The organism is Flammeovirga sp. EKP202, from assembly GCF_014534745.1.
Lineage (GTDB): Bacteria > Bacteroidota > Bacteroidia > Cytophagales > Flammeovirgaceae > Flammeovirga.
Genome location: NZ_JACVVP010000004.1, coordinates 63019 through 80264 on the forward strand (window position 1 = coordinate 63019; position 17246 = coordinate 80264).

15 protein-coding genes are annotated in these 17246 nt (G+C 35.2%); 8 read left to right on the forward strand and 7 right to left on the reverse strand.

The window, feature by feature from the left end:
- From IC221_RS03380 to IC221_RS03390, 3 genes are all read right to left on the reverse strand, one after another.
- Positions 1-1863, reverse strand: a complete 1863-nt coding sequence (locus tag IC221_RS03380; RefSeq protein ID WP_188167611.1) for a M23 family metallopeptidase — start codon at positions 1861-1863, stop codon at positions 1-3.
- A 132-nt stretch (positions 1864-1995) separates the two neighbouring features.
- Entirely contained in the window at positions 1996-2823 is an 828-nt protein-coding gene (locus IC221_RS03385) for an energy transducer TonB (RefSeq protein ID WP_082026495.1), read from the reverse strand.
- A 227-nt stretch (positions 2824-3050) separates the two neighbouring features.
- On the reverse strand, positions 3051-4115 hold the full coding sequence (locus tag IC221_RS03390) for an aminotransferase class V-fold PLP-dependent enzyme (RefSeq protein ID WP_188167612.1): 1065 nt from the start codon (positions 4113-4115) through the stop codon (positions 3051-3053).
- A 161-nt stretch (positions 4116-4276) separates the two neighbouring features.
- On the opposite strand from IC221_RS03390, the gene IC221_RS03395 reads away from it, so the two are divergent.
- The 6 genes from IC221_RS03395 to IC221_RS03420 all read left to right on the forward strand — a co-directional run bounded on the left by IC221_RS03395 (position 4277) and on the right by IC221_RS03420 (position 12206).
- Positions 4277-5080 carry a queuosine precursor transporter gene (locus IC221_RS03395; protein WP_188167613.1) on the forward strand — a complete coding sequence of 268 codons (804 nt, stop codon included), beginning with the start codon at positions 4277-4279 and terminating at the stop codon, positions 5078-5080.
- Between the two features lie 55 nt (positions 5081-5135).
- A complete protein-coding gene (locus IC221_RS03400; protein ID WP_188167614.1) occupies positions 5136-5480 on the forward strand; it encodes a hypothetical protein in 345 nt (114 codons plus the stop codon).
- Between the two features lie 183 nt (positions 5481-5663).
- Complete coding sequence (locus tag IC221_RS03405; protein ID WP_188167615.1) at positions 5664-6722, forward strand: pseudouridine synthase; 1059 nt, start codon at positions 5664-5666, stop codon at positions 6720-6722.
- 417 nt (positions 6723-7139) lie between these two features.
- Positions 7140-8480: an NAD(P)/FAD-dependent oxidoreductase gene (locus IC221_RS03410; RefSeq protein WP_223241280.1), complete on the forward strand. Its 1341-nt coding sequence runs from the start codon at positions 7140-7142 to the stop codon at positions 8478-8480.
- A gap of 229 nt (positions 8481-8709) precedes the next feature.
- Positions 8710-11508 (forward strand): phosphoenolpyruvate carboxylase, encoded by a 2799-nt coding sequence (locus tag IC221_RS03415; RefSeq protein WP_223241281.1) that lies wholly within the window; start codon positions 8710-8712, stop codon positions 11506-11508.
- A 221-nt stretch (positions 11509-11729) separates the two neighbouring features.
- Positions 11730-12206 carry a histidine phosphatase family protein gene (locus tag IC221_RS03420; RefSeq protein ID WP_188167616.1) on the forward strand — a complete coding sequence of 159 codons (477 nt, stop codon included), beginning with the start codon at positions 11730-11732 and terminating at the stop codon, positions 12204-12206.
- Here IC221_RS03420 and IC221_RS03425 read toward each other — a convergent pair.
- Entirely contained in the window at positions 12201-12983 is a 783-nt protein-coding gene (locus tag IC221_RS03425; RefSeq protein WP_188167617.1) for a TIGR01458 family HAD-type hydrolase, read from the reverse strand. The genes IC221_RS03420 and IC221_RS03425 overlap by 6 nt on opposite strands.
- Positions 12984-13094: 111 nt before the next feature.
- Here IC221_RS03425 and IC221_RS03430 point away from each other — a divergent pair, with 111 nt between their 5' ends.
- Both IC221_RS03430 and hisC read left to right on the forward strand, forming a co-directional pair.
- Positions 13095-14081 carry a kelch repeat-containing protein gene (locus IC221_RS03430; protein WP_188167618.1) on the forward strand — a complete coding sequence of 329 codons (987 nt, stop codon included), beginning with the start codon at positions 13095-13097 and terminating at the stop codon, positions 14079-14081.
- A gap of 15 nt (positions 14082-14096) precedes the next feature.
- Positions 14097-15161 (forward strand): histidinol-phosphate transaminase, encoded by a 1065-nt coding sequence (gene hisC, locus IC221_RS03435; RefSeq protein WP_188167619.1) that lies wholly within the window; start codon positions 14097-14099, stop codon positions 15159-15161.
- Between the two features lie 70 nt (positions 15162-15231).
- On the opposite strand, the gene IC221_RS03440 is transcribed toward hisC, so the two are convergent.
- The 3 genes from IC221_RS03440 to IC221_RS03450 are packed head-to-tail and all read right to left on the reverse strand — an operon-like array spanning position 15232 to position 17246.
- Entirely contained in the window at positions 15232-16056 is an 825-nt protein-coding gene (locus tag IC221_RS03440; RefSeq protein WP_188167620.1) for an aminotransferase class IV, read from the reverse strand.
- Between the two features lie 4 nt (positions 16057-16060).
- A complete protein-coding gene (gene smpB / locus IC221_RS03445) occupies positions 16061-16528 on the reverse strand; it encodes an SsrA-binding protein SmpB (RefSeq protein ID WP_188167621.1) in 468 nt (155 codons plus the stop codon).
- A gap of 10 nt (positions 16529-16538) precedes the next feature.
- Complete coding sequence (locus IC221_RS03450; protein WP_188167622.1) at positions 16539-17246, reverse strand: 2-phosphosulfolactate phosphatase; 708 nt, start codon at positions 17244-17246, stop codon at positions 16539-16541.

The window sequence follows — 17246 nt, forward strand, 5'->3', positions numbered from 1 at the left end:
TTAATACGTTTTTTCAAAAACAGAAGTATTACCAGCTCTGTCTGTAATGATCATTTTAAACTTTCCTTTTAAAGGTTGCTTATCATTCAACAGTCGGGTCTGAATGTAATCTTTCTTAGCATCATATTCTAATAGAATAAATTGCCCATTTAAGGTCGCTTTATAAGAGGAGATTCCTGCATCTTCATCCTCAATTTTGAAACGTAGTTGATTACTCTTCCATTTCTTTAGAAGTATAATTTTTGGAGGAGTATTTTCAGGTAAGATGGTAAACTTACCCAATTTTGAGGTTCTGAAACTGATAACATTATCATTCCATCGACCACCTACAAAGTGCTTCTTTCCTTTCTGATCAATTCTGAAAACAAAGTTTTTGTCATCAATAAGTGAAGAATCATTGACTTCATAATGTACCAAAGCACTAGCGTGTAATGGTGTATAGTAGTCATTAATTTTTAAAAGGTTTTGATCCTCTTCAATCGTAAGATACAGTGTGTCAAATAATGAATGTTCTCTAAATTCAATATTGACATTTTTACCATAATACTTTAATGATGAATGATGAGGAACCTGATATTCCAAATGCGTGTCTAACTGAGTGGAATCAATAGAACACATAAATGGAAGGCCATCTCTTAGATCCCATAAATAGTAATTGACATTTCCTTTGTGGTAAGCAGGTTGAATTTTTTGATTCCAAAGTGGGAAATGTAGTTGAAGTGATTTTCCCTTCTCGGCAGGAATTGCCACTTTCATAATATTTTCTTCGATTGATAGGGAGTCAAATTGCTTGCTAAATTTAGGTGTGGGGATGTGCCCTTTAATAGTGAATTTGGTGACAGTGTGATTGTCAAAACTATCCCAAAGTTCAATTCTTATATTCTTACTCTCATTGGGGTTTACTTCAATAAATCCAGTGAGTGAATTGTCTGGGTAAATTGGTAAGTGGTTACTGTCAAACTTGTACAGCCTTTGGTATCTCCTTTTAGTATCTAAAAATGCTTTGTAGTCTGTAAACGTATTAATATTTGCACTCTTGTCGAAAGGAATACGATTGATGATGTGTTCATAGATAAGTTGATCATTCTCAAAAACCTGAATTTTATTGATACCATATTTATTATAAGTACCATCAGCACGATCATAGGTATCAATTTCTACACCTACTTTTCCAAGAGCATTAAAAGTAGAGGCTTGATAATAACCAGATTTTCCGGAAACGGACTTCAAAATTGGTGCAAATTCACCTTCAACTCTGCTGTAAATTTCAAGGGGTCTTAATCGTACGCTTCTTACCGTAGGGGGAATGTTATCCATGACTTCGCTAAAACCGAAATCAACGGGATTGAGTGGTCTTTCTTCTTGGTCTCTAATTTCAAAATGGAGGTGAGGTCCGGCTGAAGAGCCTGAATTTCCAGAATACCCAATGATATCACCTTTTTTGATGACGAATAGGTTTGAAGGAAGATTTTCTAAATCAATTTCAAATGACTCTTTTTCGTATTGTTTCTTGACAATATATTCTTCTAGTTTTGGGGCAAAACGTTGTAGGTGACCATAGACAGTCCATTGACCATTGGGGTGCATCATATACAAACCGCGGCCATAGCCAAAAGGAGAAACTCTCATTCGGATGATATAACCATCTTCGGCGGCATAAATCGGAAGGCCTTCTACACCTCTTGTTTTAATATCTAAACCACCATGAAAATGTGTTGTTCTCAATTCACCCATCGAACCCGCAAAATAGTTCTGTTTTCCAGGTTCAATCGGAAACAGGTAATCAGGTGTGTAAGATGTTTCTTGGGCAACGCTGAGTAAAGAAATACTCATTAAAGAAAAGAACAATTGTAATTGTCTCATGGAAAGTTAGATAAATTATTAGCTACTAAGTACAAATTTGACTTTGTACTTAAAAAGGTCAGAATTAAAAGCATAAAAAAAACCGATGTTACAGTAAATATAACATCGGCCTTTTGAAATCAAAGGTTTGGATTAACCTAATTTGAATGAAATTGGTAATACCATTCTTTGTTTTACTGCACGTCCACGTTGCTTACCAGGCTTCCATTTTGGAGCTTTCTTCAATACGCGAACAGCTTCTTCGTCACAACCAGCACCAATACCACGAACAACTTTGATGTCCGTTAAAGTACCGTCTTTGTCAACGACGAACTGAATGTATACTTTACCTTCCACACCCATACGCTTAGCTTGCGAAGGGTATTTCATGTTTTTACCTACCCACTTGTAGAATTTACCCATACCACCTGGGAAACCTGCTGGGTCCTCTACGATTTCGAAGATTTCCTCAACTGCTTCTTCTACTTCTTCCTCTTCAACTTCTACTGCTTCTTCAATTACAGTTTCTTCGTCAAATTCCTCAGGGATTTCGATTTCGATTTCGTCCTCGATTTCCTCTTCGTCTGGCACCTCAACGATTACTGGAGCAGTAACTTTTGGTGGTGGAGGTGGTTGTTGTTGTGTAACTGGTACATCCATCATTTCCTCTTCAGCAAAATCAATTGAACCTAAGTCCATTAATGTTTGATCTTCATACGAAGGGAATTCCAATGCCACTAATACAAAAAGAAGTGATAATGAAAGACCAATTAAACCGAATAATGTAGAATATTTTGAAACGTCTACATCGTTATACTTTTTTACAAGAATACTTCCTTCTTGTCCTGATTTCTTTCCTGACAAAATATCAGACCCTGTTTTGTTGATTACAAAACGGAAAATCTGAATTAGTGCTAGGAAAAAGACTACGAATAAGACCGCTGTCCATGTCGCGCCTAAAGATCCTAAGATATCTACCATCTGAATACGAATTTAATGCTGCGAATAATCCAAATCATATTTTATTCAGCGCCCGAAATTACGATTAGTATCCGTTATTTACAAAAAGAAACTGTAAAGAACGGTTAAAAATTGTTTATACGTGTTTTGGGACGCTAAACATAATATGGCACAAAATAATTATGTGAAATCTTATAATGAGTAAATTTAACTGTTTTAACAGTATCTTCTAAGTTAAACTTCAAAAATTAAGATTTATCCCCTTTTTTGAGTGATTTTAAAAAGGAAATCAAATGTTCAAAATCATTGTCTGAATGGGCGGGAAAATTAGCAATTCTAAAAGAATTATTTTTCCAAGGTCCGTAGCCATTCCCCAATAGAATACCGTTTTCAAGTGCTTTTTCTTTAATCTTTTGAAGGTCGTTAGGATCGCATTTTACACCAATAACAGTTTCAGATTGTAATTGTGAGCTACTGATCAGTGGTGTGAAACCTAACCGGATTAACTCTTTCTTTACTCTATTTCCTCTTTTTCTTAAGTGATCATATACTTTTGAAATAAAAGCTCGATTTTCCATCACTTTTTTCAAAAGAAAGATATTTAGAATATTAGGAGTATGAGTTGTTTGAAATTTTAAGTTGTTTTGATAAATCGAATGCAACGAATTATAATGAAAATCTTCCTGTTTCATTTCTTTCAACAACTTTGGAGAACAAACCATCACAGATAACCCCGCAGGTAGCCCAAAACATTTTTGAACTGAAGCGTACCAAAAGTCAGCAGAGCGCCAATTAATATTGACACCAGACATTGCACTTGTTGCATCTACAAAAATCAACGATTTTGGAAATCGACTTCTAAGCTTTTGAATGGTCTTAGAATGCACTTTTGTAGTGTTAGAAGTTTCGCAATTTGTGAGACAAAAGATGTTTTTTTGCTTTTTGTCTATTTTAATTTTGTTGAGACTGATCCTTTTTTGAGGTGAATAAGCAATGTGTGTTACCGACTTATTGATGTGTTCATTATAGTTAGCCCATTTCTTTCCAAAGGCACCATTATATATATGTATAAAATTAGCATCAAAAGATTGAGCACTTATTTCCCAACATTCCGTAGCACTCGAAGCAAAAAGTACATGATAGTTTTTAGGGATGTTGAGTTTCTCTTTCACCACTTTTATACATGACTTCATCATCTCCATAAATTGTGGACTTCTATGGTTGTATTCTATCAACTGACTATCTATTGCTTCTTGCATATACTCTCCTACAAGAGGTTCTATTTTACTAGGTCCAGGATAAAATGAAATCATTTATTTTACTTTTAATTTAAAACAAGTCGCAAAGATAATAGTTCAAAAAGAATATACAGTTAAAGTGATTTGCAATTGAGCATAAGAAATCTGTAATTTAAATCATAATAGTAATCTACTAACAACGCTTTAAACACTCTATGGCAGTTCAATTTTCTAACATGAATCAGGTAAAGGATAATAAAACACAGGAAAAAAAATACCAGACCTTATATATAGGTCTATGTGCAATATTTATAACAAATGCCATAGTGGCAGAAATGGTTGGTCCTAAGATTTTCTCTTTGGAAACCCTACTGGGAGTTGCTCCTATGCAACTGGAAGTAATGGAGTCTTTTGTGTTGGATTTTAACCTTACAGCAGGTGTGGTCATTTGGCCTGTTGTTTTTATTACCACAGACATTATCAATGAGTATTACGGAAAAGAAGGTGTAAAGAAGATTTCATTTATAACAGCTGCCTTAATCTCTTATGTCTTTTTTGTGATTTTAATGATTACCGATTTGCCTCCAGCCCAATTTTGGTTAGATCTGAATAATGTGGACAGTCAAGGAAACCCTTTTAACATCGAAGAAGCATTTGATAAAATTTTTACACAAGGACTAGGAATTATTATCGGTTCACTAGCGGCCTTTCTTATAGGTCAGTTTTTGGATGCCTATACTTTTCAATGGTTGAGAAAATTTACAGGAAGTAAGCAAATCTGGATTCGTGCGACAGGGTCAACATTATTCTCTCAGTTAGTGGATAGCTTTGTAGTGCTAGGCGTGGCTTTTTATATCTTTGGGAATTGGTCTTTAGAACAAGTGATTGCAGTAGGTATTATAAATTATATCTACAAATTTGGAATAGCGGTACTGATGACGCCTATATTATATGTTGCACATTATTGTATTGATTTATATCTTGGGAAAGATTACTCAAAATATGTGACGGATAGAGCATCTAAAACAAGTTTGTTCTAGATCTTATTTAAGATTGAAAATAGATTTTATTACTTCGAAGACCCTTAATAATATCATGCTAACAAATGTAGATTTTAACGGACTATATGACATCGCTGATGGAGATGAAGAATTCTTATTTTCTATTCTTTTAGTGATTGAAAAGAATTTAAAGGAATACCCCGCAGAGATGACGGCATTGCTAAGTAACAATGCAATCCTTGAATTTGGTAAGAAAGCACATAAACTAAAATCAAGTACAGCCTACCTTGGACATGAGGAATTAGAAGAGCTATTGATCTTTATGGAAGATGCAATTAATCATGAAAAGAGTGCACTTGAAGTGAAACTAAAACAACTTTATACATTGTCTGATGCTGTTCTTATCGATATTCAAAAGAAAATTGAAGAATTATCTTAAAATTTAGAGATTGTTTTCAATAATTATTTAAAGAATACCTTAAAGTTCACGAACTTTGTGCTTTGAATAAGTACTTGGACATGAACACCCTTTTGTTTTTGTGAGATACTTTTCAAAATCTATGGTTTCCATAGACAAGTTTACTGCCGTGTTGGCAGCATGTTGAATTTCTAATTTATTTAGATGAAAAAGCGTACTCCTAATTCAGGAAAATCAAACTTGAGTCCTTTTAAAAAGTTCATCAAGGAAAAACCAAAAAGAGAGACATTCTCAGAAAAGCCAGCTCCAAGAAGAAAGCCTAACAAAAGGTTAGAAGAAAAGCTCAAAGCTAAAAAAGATCAGAAAATTAAAGAAACGATATACGGATCCTCTGATAAACAAGTAAAAAAACCTGTTTATGATGTGAAGAAGGTAATTTCTGTTGCTAAAAAGGTCAAAGAGGAAAACGAGGAAGAAACATCGACAAAGAAAACTAACGAAGTACGATTAAATAAATATATATCTAATGCAGGAGTTTGCTCTAGAAGAGAAGCAGATAAATTAATTGCAGAAGGTCTTGTGAAAATCAATGGTGAAGTAGTGACAGAAATGGGCTACAAAGTACAGCCAAATGATAGAGTAGAATATGATGGTAAGTTACTAAAGAAAGAACAATACGTTTATGTTCTTTTGAACAAGCCAAGAGGGTTTATTACTACTACAAAAGATCCTTTAGAGAGGAAAACAGTAATGCAGTTGGTACAAAATGCTTGTGAAGAACGTATCTACCCAGTAGGACGTTTGGATAGAAATACCACTGGTTTATTACTTTTTACCAATGATGGAGAATTTGCTACGAAAGTTGCTCACCCATCAAGTAACACTCAGAAAATTTACCGTGTGGAATTGGATCAACCTCTAAAGGAGGAAGACGAAATGACACTGCGTGATCGTAAGTTTGAATTAGAAGATGGTTCTCCTTATATCGACGGTTTATCTGTTAATGAAGATGACCGAAGAGAAATTGGTATTGAGCTTCACTCTGGTAAAAACAGAATTGTAAGAAGAATTTTTGAACATTTTGGTTACACGGTAGAAGTTTTAGATAGAACTGTTTTGGCTGGTTTGACAAAGAAAGATCTTCCAAGAGGTAAATGGAGATACCTTTCCGAGCAAGAAATGATCTCTTTAAAATACCTTTCTGGTTTGGATAAAAAGAAAAAGAAACCTGCAAGAGATAAGAAAGACAGAAAAAGAAGATAATTAAGGTTTCTATACCTTATATGTATATAAATCCTGATTTTGAATGCTCATTGCAGCATTTGAGGTCAGGATTTTTTTGTTGATACTAGCTGAATGGTGACCTATTTAAAGGTGTAGACCTAGTCAAACCCGAAATCTTCATAAATATTTACCCAAGCTTAAAAAAAGAATAATATGGTTTCTTGCTCAACGAAATTCTACGAAATATTGAAACCAAAGAGAAACTTATTGCTAATATCATATTAATCACCTCCAACTATTGAAAAATCTATTGTATTAATGGACTTTTAGCACTTAAATGGTGTATTTTTATATTCATTAATAAACTATACAAAAGTGGTATTCAGAATTATCCCATATCATCAAAATATTGATGATTATCTCTCATAATATCACATTCAAAAAATTCACTGTTATATGGACAAAGTAATTGATGTGCCAGACTTAGGGGTACCAAGAATAGTAATTGTCGGAGGAGGTTTTGGAGGGTTGGAATTAGTAAGAAACCTAAAGAAAACAGACTTTCAAGTGGTCTTATTAGACCGAAATAACTATCACACTTTTCAACCTTTATTATATCAGGTAGCAACAGCAGGTTTAGAGCCTGATTCTATTTCATTTCCTATTCGAAAACTTTTTCATGGATTTTCTAACTTTTATTTTCGATTAGCAGTTGTCCAAAAAGTAGATATCGAAGGCAGCAGAGTGCTGACTGATATTGGTGAATTAAAATATGATCATTTGGTGATTGCCTCAGGATCTAGAACCAACTTCTTCGGTGATGAAAAAATTAAATATCACTGCATGCCTTTAAAAACTGTAGTACAGTCACTCCAATTAAGAAGTCTTTTATTACAAAACTTTGAGCAAGCACTTCAAACGAAAGACCTTCAAGAAAGATCAGCACTGATGAACTTTGTAATTGTCGGTGGAGGTCCAACAGGTGTGGAATTAGCGGGTGCTATTTCAGAATTAAAAAAATATGTACTTCCCGTTGATTATCCAGAGTTGGATGTAAGAAGAATGGAAGTGCACTTAGTAGATGCTGGAGACAGAGTGTTGAATGCTTTATCACCTAAATCATCCCAAAGTTCTCAGAAATACTTGAAGAAACTTGGTGTGATTTTACATCAAAATACATTTGTGACGAGCTACGACGGTGAAGTGGCAACTACAAAGAAAGGAGATCAAGATGGTGTGATTTACTCAAGAAACTTAATTTGGTCAGCAGGTGTAGAAGGGAATTCACCGAAAGGATTAGATGCTTCTTTAATTACAGAAAGAGGAAATAGAATTTTAGTGGACGAACATAGTAAGGTGCTTGGGCAGGAAAATGTGTATGCGATTGGAGATGTAGCGAGCATGAAAACTAAAGATTACCCTAATGGTCATCCGATGGTAGCACCTGCGGCAATGCAACAAGCAACTCAGTTAGCAAAGAACTTCAAGAACGAAGTAAAAGGAAAAGAGAAAGAGCCTTTTGTTTATAAAGATAAAGGTAGTATGGCTACTATCGGTAAAAATAAAGCTGTAGTTGAGGTAGGAAGTTTCAAGAGTTCAGGGCCTTTTGCATGGTTTATATGGATGTTTGTGCATATTATGTCATTATTAGGTATGAGGAACAAATCAATCGTATTTATCAACTGGTTTTGGAACTATTTGAATTATGATAGATCTAATCGATTGATTACAAATAGGTTTAGTAAAGAAGAACGGAAACAAATGAGAGATCAAGGCAAAGCAGGCGTCGTAATATAATACAGATGTCAACGAATGTATTGCTAATGATCATTATTTTTAAACGGGATAGGTAATTAAGGTCATCTTAACTATGATTAAGAATTAAGATATTTGTTCCATAAAGAAAGATAAGATTTAAGAATTTAATATAAATCTCAAACTTATTTACTTAATTTGTAATCAAAAGCAACTTTGATTGCGTATTGTGTAAAGAATCAAATTATCTCATAATTATAATAATCGCAGAATGTCTAAAGAAACAGCAGTAACGCCACTGAGCGCCCTTGAGGTTGTGAAGAAGCATCTGGGTAAACCCTATGAGGACCTAGAGTTTTTACTTCAGTGTTTAAAAGAGGTATTAATCGAGAATGGCGAAACAGAACTAGCAAACGCAATTCCATGGATTAACGAAGGAACTTCATCCCTCAAAAAAATAGACGAGAAGCATATGCAGCTTTATTCTATTGTATTCCAATTGTTGAATATGGTAGAAGTAAACGGAGCCGTACAATCAAGACGTAAGAAAGAAAACGATTTCGGTCTTGCTAGCGTGAAAGGTTTATGGGGTGAAAGATTAAAAGACTTAAAAAATCAAGGTTATACGCAAGAGCAAATTGCAGACCTTTTACCACAAGTAATGGTCGAGCCTGTATTAACAGCTCACCCTACAGAGGCTAAAAGATCTACAGTATTAGAGCATCACAGAACATTGTACTTATTGTTGGTTCAGAGAGAGAACACAATGTACACTGGTATCGAGCAACGCTCTATCAATGCCCAAATTAAATTAATATTAGATACATTATGGAGAACAGGTGAGATCTTCGTTGAGAAGCCAGACGTAGCTTCTGAAAGAAGAAACGCTATTCACTACCTTACAAACGTTTTCCCTGAAGTATTACCAATCTTAGATCAACGTTTCCAACAAGCTTGGGGTGAGGTTGGTTTTGATAAAGACCTTATCAGAAACATCGGAAGCCGTCCAAGAGTATCTTTTGGTAACTGGGTTGGTGGTGACCGTGATGGACACCCATTAGTAACTCACGAAGTAACTGAAGAAACATTAAGCGTTTTACGTTTAAATGCATTCGTATTAATCAGACGTTCGTTATTTAACTTAGTGAAAAAGCTTTCAGTATCTTGTGATATTGAGGATGCTCCAGCAGCATTACAAGCTCGTATCGCTGAGTTACAAAAAGAACTTGGTGAAGACGGTAAGCAAGCAATTGCTAGAAACGTAGGTGAAGCATTCAGACAGTTTGTGAACTTATGTTTAGCGAAATTACCTGTAGACGTAAAAAGAGAGCACGCTGTAGAATTACAGGAGACTGAAGGTAAATATAGAATGGCCACTGAACTTAAAGCTGATTTGGAATTACTTCAATCAACTTTAGTAGAGTACGGTGCAACTAGATTAGCTTATTCTTATGTAAATGATGCGATCAGAGTATTAGATACATTCGGATTCCACTTAGCTCGTCTTGACATCCGTCAAAACAGTGCATTCCACGATAAAGCAATTTCTCAAATCTTAAATGCAGCTTCTTTAGACGGTGATAGCTTCTTATCATGGTCAGAAGAGAAGAGAGTAGCGTTTATGAACAACGAATTGCTTTCAAACAGACCTTTCACTCACCCATCTACTCAATTACCAACTGAAGCAAATGCGGTAATTTCTACTTACAGAGTAGTTGCGGAACACGTGAAAAACTATGGTACAGCAGGTATCGGAGCGTTCATTATCTCAATGACTCGTTCAGTATCTGACTTGATCGCAGTTTACTTATTAGCAAGAGAGGCAGGTTTGATGGAGCAAACTCCAGAAGGTTTAGTTTGTAAACTTCCTGTAGTACCATTATTTGAGACTATTGAAGATTTAGATATCTCTCCTCAAGTAATGCAAAGTTTCTTGGATCACCCTATCACTCGTCGTAGCTTAGAATACCAAAAACGCCAAAGCGGAGATAAGAAATTAACGCAAATGGTAATGGTAGGTTACTCAGATAGTAACAAAGATGGTGGTATCCTTGCTTCACAATGGGCATTACACCATGCTGAGACTAGTTTATATGAAGTAGGTGAGCATAGAGATATCGCGATCAACTTCTTCCACGGTAAAGGTGGTACTATTTCTCGTGGTGCTGGTCCTACTCAGTGGTTTATCCAAGCTTTACCTCACGGTGGTGTAAACGGTAACTTCCGTTTAACAGAGCAAGGTGAGACAATTGAGCAAAAGTATGCCAACAAAATGAACGCTAGCTACAACATGGAATTGTTATTAGCAGGTTCAGTAGGTAATACTGTAAAAGATAACTTAGGTAAGAAAGCGAAGCACGAGCTTGAAGGTGTGATCTCTTGGATGGCATCAGAAAGTAGAAACTTCTATGTGAACTTATTAGAAGATCCTAAGTTTATCAAATTCTATGGTGAGGCTACTCCAATTGATGCGATTGAGTCATCAAGAATTGGTTCACGTCCAGCTCGTAGAACTGGTAGAAGAACATTAGCCGATCTTAGAGCTATTCCTTGGGTATTCTCATGGAGCCAAGCTCGTTTCAATATGACTTCTTGGTACGGTGTAGGTTACACTTTAGAGAAATTATCTAAAGAAAGACCTGAAGACTTTGCGAAGTTGAAAGAATTGATCAAAACAGACCCATTGATCAGATACGTATTCACTAACGTTGATACTTCATTAGAAGCTACTGATGAAACTATCATGAAGGATTACGCTGCAATGGTAACAGATAAAGACGTAAAAGATTCTATCTTAACTATGCTTCTTGAAGAGTTGACAAGAACTAGAAAAATGATGGATAGCTTATTGAAAGAATCATTTGCTGAAAGAAGAAGTAATCATTACTACTCAAGCTTTATCAGAGCTGAAGCTTTAAATCCGCTTCATAAAACTCAGATCAACTTGTTGAAGAAATGGCGTAAGATGAAGGCGGACGAGAAAGCCAACCCAGAAGATGTGGAGGCTGTATTGTTCCAATTATTGACTTCAATCAACGCGATTGCATCAGCATTGAGAGCTACTGGTTGATACTTAGCTTGTTTAGCAACAAAAAACGATTCTCTGAAAAGGGAATCGTTTTTTTTATGTCTACAAAAAATATTTCTAAAATAATCCAATTGATGCTATGAAAACCAAAGGATTATACCTAAATTTTATTAACTATTTTAAGAAGTTCGAAAAGTCAAATTTGACAAATAACTTTCAAACTACTTCAAAAGATTTTTTTACTAAATCTATTTTTCTATTTAATGAAAACATTACTTCTTATCAGACATGCAGAAGCCGAAAGTACTTATTTCGGTGTAGATGACAGAAGAAGGGAGCTAACCCAAGAAGGATTTACACAGGCAGTACATCTAGGAAAAAAAATAGCTTCTGGCAATTTTCAGCCTGAGGTTATGTTTTATTCAGATGCTGTAAGAACAACAGTGACTACACAATTAATCTTAGAGCAATTAGATATGCCACAAGAAGCAATTTTTGTAGAACCCTCGTTTTATGAAGCCAATGTGGGAAGGCTGCTTGATTTTATCAATCAAAGAGCAGATCAAGCAGATAGTTTAGCAATAGTAGGTCACAATCCTGCCATCAGTTTTCTAGCAGAATATCTGACAGGTGACGTTATTGGAAATTTATCACCTGCAGATGCTGTAGTTATTACTTTTGATTTAGAATCATGGGAATTAGTTTCTCAAGCAACAGGATCGCTCTTGACTAGGTTATAATTCGTCCAATAATTCATTTAAAGCATTAAAGTCATCAACAATTATATCAGGTTGTATGATGGCTTTTTCTGTTAACTCTTTTCGGTATTTTCCTGTTTTGACCTGGATAGCGGTCAATTGAGCTTCTTTTGCTCCTTGAATATCGCCAACAATATCATCACCGATCATTAAAAGTTCACTGGCATTCAAACCGATTTTTTGAATGGCAGACTCATAAAATGATTTGTCAGGTTTACCAATACACACGGATGTGGTAGAAGTAGCAAACTCAAGTCCTTTGATAAATGCTCCAATATCGATCCTTAAGCCTTCACTAGCTTTCCAGAAGCGTCCATGGTGTAGCCCTACAATCTTACTTCCGTTGATCACTTTTAGGAAAAGCTCATTCATCAGCTCATAGTCCCAGTTTTTTCCAATATCACCGACTACAATTACTTCTGGATCTTCCAAGTTCATCTCTATTTTTTCGTAGATCATCTCTTTGATAGAAGTACTTGCCAATACCTGCGCATTTTTGAAATTATTATTGATCAGATAATCTCTTGTCGCTAATGGAGGACTTAATACTTCTTCCTCCTTCAAAGGAATCCCCATTTTATCTAATTTATGAAATAGTTCATTGGAAGTGATACCTGATGTATTGGTAACAAATAAGAATGGGTAACCTTTTTGTTTTAGTTGCTTAATGGTATCCACAACACCTTCAATCAATACTCCGTCATTGTAAAGTACTCCATCTAAATCACATAGAATACCATTAATATGTTTTAAATTCATGGATATAAGTTGTATTTTTCTAATTTTAACTAAACATAACATCAAAGAGTAAATTCAAACAATGATACTACTTACCTATGTTGTACTTTTGTATTAATAATTGAAAACTATATGAAGCTGTTATCTTCTTCAATATATGGATATTGTCTTTTGACGCTTAGCGTGATTATGCAGTCTTGTGTATCCGCTAATATATCAAAAGAGTTTGAGAATGCTACTTTGCGTTTTTCTAAAGGTACGCCTATGCCGTCACCTCGTGCATATATGGGGTACTGTAATACCCATAAAACTACTTTTGTAGTAGGGGGGATGAACAAGGCAGAAGAGCATTACAATACAATACTTTCGTATTCTCCTAAAAATGATAGCTGGAATGAGGTGACTCCTATCAATATCAAAGGGGAGAAACTCATCAACACTACCATTTCAAGTGGAAGTATGTTCCTGTTTAACGGAACGAAAGGGAATGAAGATGATCCCATGGCTAGTATCGATGTCAATGTGAGAGAGGTAGCCTACAATAACAGAGTACCAGAAATTATGAATGTGTCTTTGAACCCTCAGGCTATTCATAAATCTTCTATTGCAGAATGGAAAGGCAGGGTATTCTTATTCGGAGGTAAAATTGACAATGACACTTACTCTAACACGCTGTTTTCATTTGATTCAAAAAAGAAAGAATGGAAACAATTAGCCCATATGCCAAAGCAAATGATTACTTATGGAGCAGTTTCAAATGGCAAATTATATGTGTTTGGAGGTAAAAATGAGGCTCCTATTGATGAGATCTACATGTATAACATCAAAGTAGACCGATGGGTGAAGGTTGGGAAATTAGCAGAGCCAATAGTGGATGCTACAATCACTAGCTACGGTAGTAATATTGTTATTTTTAGTAATGAACAACTCTTTATATACAATACAGATAAAGGTACTTTGAAGCGTTATCATACGAATATTGGAAAATTAGTAGGTAACGGAATGACAATTTCTGCAGATAAATTGATTATTTTTGGCGGTGTGAAAACCAATAGTGTAGGCAAGGATGTTTATTCCTCAACGGTTTACACTTTGGACGTTCAAAAAATATTACAATAAGTTTATCTGTATACCATGAACAAAACTAACATAGATATACAGTCATTGTTACGTGAACATATCCGCTCAATGACACCTTACTCATCAGCAAGAGATGAGTTTGAAGATGTATCAACGGAAAATATATTTCTTGATGCAAATGAAAATCCTTTTGGAACGGCTACGGGAGAACCTTATAATCGATACCCTGATCCATATCAAAGGGCAGTTAAAGCAAAGTTATCTCCAATAAAGAATATCCCAACAGATCATATTTTCTTGGGAAATGGCAGCGATGAACCTATTGATTTATTGTTTAGAGCTTTTGTCGAACCTCAAAAAGAAAATGTAATTATTCTCCCTCCAACTTACGGTATGTATAAAGTGAGTGCGGACCTCAATAACGTTGAAGTTAGAGAAGTTGCATTGACCGCTGAATTGGATTTAGACGTGGAGGGGATATTAAGTAAAGTAGATGAGCATACAAAAATCATATTCGTATGTTCTCCAAATAATCCAACTGGAGGGGCTGTTAGTTCTGATAAAATAGAACAGTTATTGACAAGTTTTGATGGGTTGGTGATTGTTGATGAAGCTTATATTGATTTTTCATCTCAGCCTTCATTTATCTCAAAACTGTCAGCGTATAACAATTTGATTGTGTTACAGACTTTTTCTAAAGCATGGGGAATGGCTGGCCTTCGTTTAGGAATGATGTTCGCCTCACCTGAAATTATAAAAGTGTTCAATACAATCAAGCCACCTTACAACATCAATCAGTTGACACAGGAAAAAGCTTTAGAAGCTTTAGACAATGTGGATAAAGTGGAAGAGATGGTGCGTAAACTTCTTGCAGAAAGAACACGATTAGAAGAAGAATTGGATAAAATGCCTTTTGTAAAAAACAGATATCCTTCTGATGCTAACTTCATCTTAATTCAAGTAGAGGAAGCAGATAAAATGTACAATGAACTTGTAGAAAAAGGGATTGTGATCAGAAATCGCTCTAAGGTACTTTTATGTGATCAAGGCCTTCGAATTTCGATCGGTACAGAAGAAGAAAATAATAGATTCTTAGCTGAGTTCAGTCAGTTAGTTTAATTGAAAGAGCTATACTTAATACCCCATAATTGTTTCAATCAATTATGGGGTATTTTTTATAGATGATTTTTTAATCATAAGCTTGTTCAAAAACCTTCTTCCAGGCATCAACTACTTTATATTGCTTCTCGCCAATTTCTTTGATCATCGTCACACCTGTCACATTTGTTGTCATTACCGTATCCGCTTCCATCAGTTCGGCTTTTCGAGCAAATACTTTTCTGACTTTATATCCTTTTAGTTCTAAATGAGCAATGATATTTTTTCGAGCAACTCCAGATACACAACCTACGGCTACTTTTGGAGTATAGATTACCTTGTCTTTAATCCAGAAAAGATTTCCTGATATCGTCTCAGCAAGGTAGCCATCATAATTGATTAAAATAAGATCGTCAAGTGCTCTAGTTTTCTTTTCAATACCCGCAAAGGTATAAGTCATAGAAGATAGAGACTTGCAAAACGAAACAGGAGTAAGAGGGACTTTAATAGACTCTCCGTAATCAACTGTCAAACATTTTTTACTATCTGCTTTTTCAAAAGGTTGAATCGATAAAAGTGTGTAGTAGTTAGAGTTGTTAGGAGTATAAAGTCCGCCTTCTTTTCGCCAAATCATTAGCTTGATTCTACAATCACCTTCAATCTCGTTTTTCTTTTTTAATGCCTTGAAAGCATCATAGATATATTCTTTATCTTGAAAGTCTGAAGGAAAGTTGATCTGTAGTTCTTTTAATCCACGTTTTATTCGATCAATGTGATCATCTAAAAAACGGATTGTTCCATTCTGAGAAATCATAGTTTCAAACAGTCCATCGCCGTATTGAAACCCTCTGTCAGAATAAGATACTCCCGTTTTAGATGCTTTTTCGATTTCGTTGTTAAATAAGACGTAACTCATAAAGTTAGTATTTCATTCTAGATATCTCTCTCTTTTGATCTTTCTCTTTCAGATCATTACGCTTGTCATAAAGCTTTTTACCTCTAGCTAAGGCAACTTCTAATTTTGCTAAACCTCTATCGTTGATAAAAAGTTGAGTAGGGATAATCGTAAAACCCGTTTCTTTCACTTTTCTATCCAACTTGTCTAGTTCTCTTCTTGTCAAAAGAAGTTTACGGTCTGCTTTGGCTTCGTGATTATTGTAGCCACCCATTTCATAAGGAGCAATGTGCATGCTTCTTACAATCAGTTCATCTCCAATAAACAGGCAGAAAGCATCTTGTAAACTTACTTTTTGCATACGAATTGATTTTATTTCGGAACCTTTTAAAGAAATCCCTGCTACGAGTTTTTCAACAAACTCATATTCATGAGAAGCCTTTCGGTTTTTGATTTTTACTTTTTGTTTTATTTCTAATTTCTTTCCTCCCATAATGCTGATTTTAAATTGTTATTTCCCCATTCTTAAGAATAGGAAGTGCATCACAATAATCCTCCTGAGCACAAAAGGCAAGGTCAGACTTGGCTTTCAAACCACTTAATCGTTTAGCATGTGAAGCATTGAATTGAATGCTCTCTACTAGATTGTCTTTACATGCTTTATATTGCGTCAATGCCATAAACGAAGCATCGTCTGTAAGATTACATTCTTCTTGTAATCTATCAATTAGAGCACCCGCAAATAAAGTATCTTCAAGACTTGGATTACCTTTCCATCCTGCACAAATAATGACAACGTCTTTTTGAGCTGATTTCAAAAAATTAGCAACAGCTGAAACATTCAATAAAGCACCGATAACGATCTGATCTGCTCTTTTCTTTGCTTCCGTAATCGCCACTGTACCGTTTGTTGTAGTCATGCAGATGTCCTTGCCGCGGTATTCTTCCTGCATGTGTTCTTGAGGAGAATTACCAATTGTAAACTCCTTTACTTTTACTCCCCCTCTTTCTCCAGCTGTAATATAGCCTTTTTTTGAATAATCAAGTGCTTCCTCAACCGTCATAACGGGGATAACACTTTTCACACCTGCATTTAAACCTGCAACCATACATGAAGTTGCTCTCAAAACATCTGTAACAACGGCAATTTTTCCTTCGAGTTGATGTAAGGATAAAATCTCCGGGGTGAGACAAGTCTCTATATTTATCAT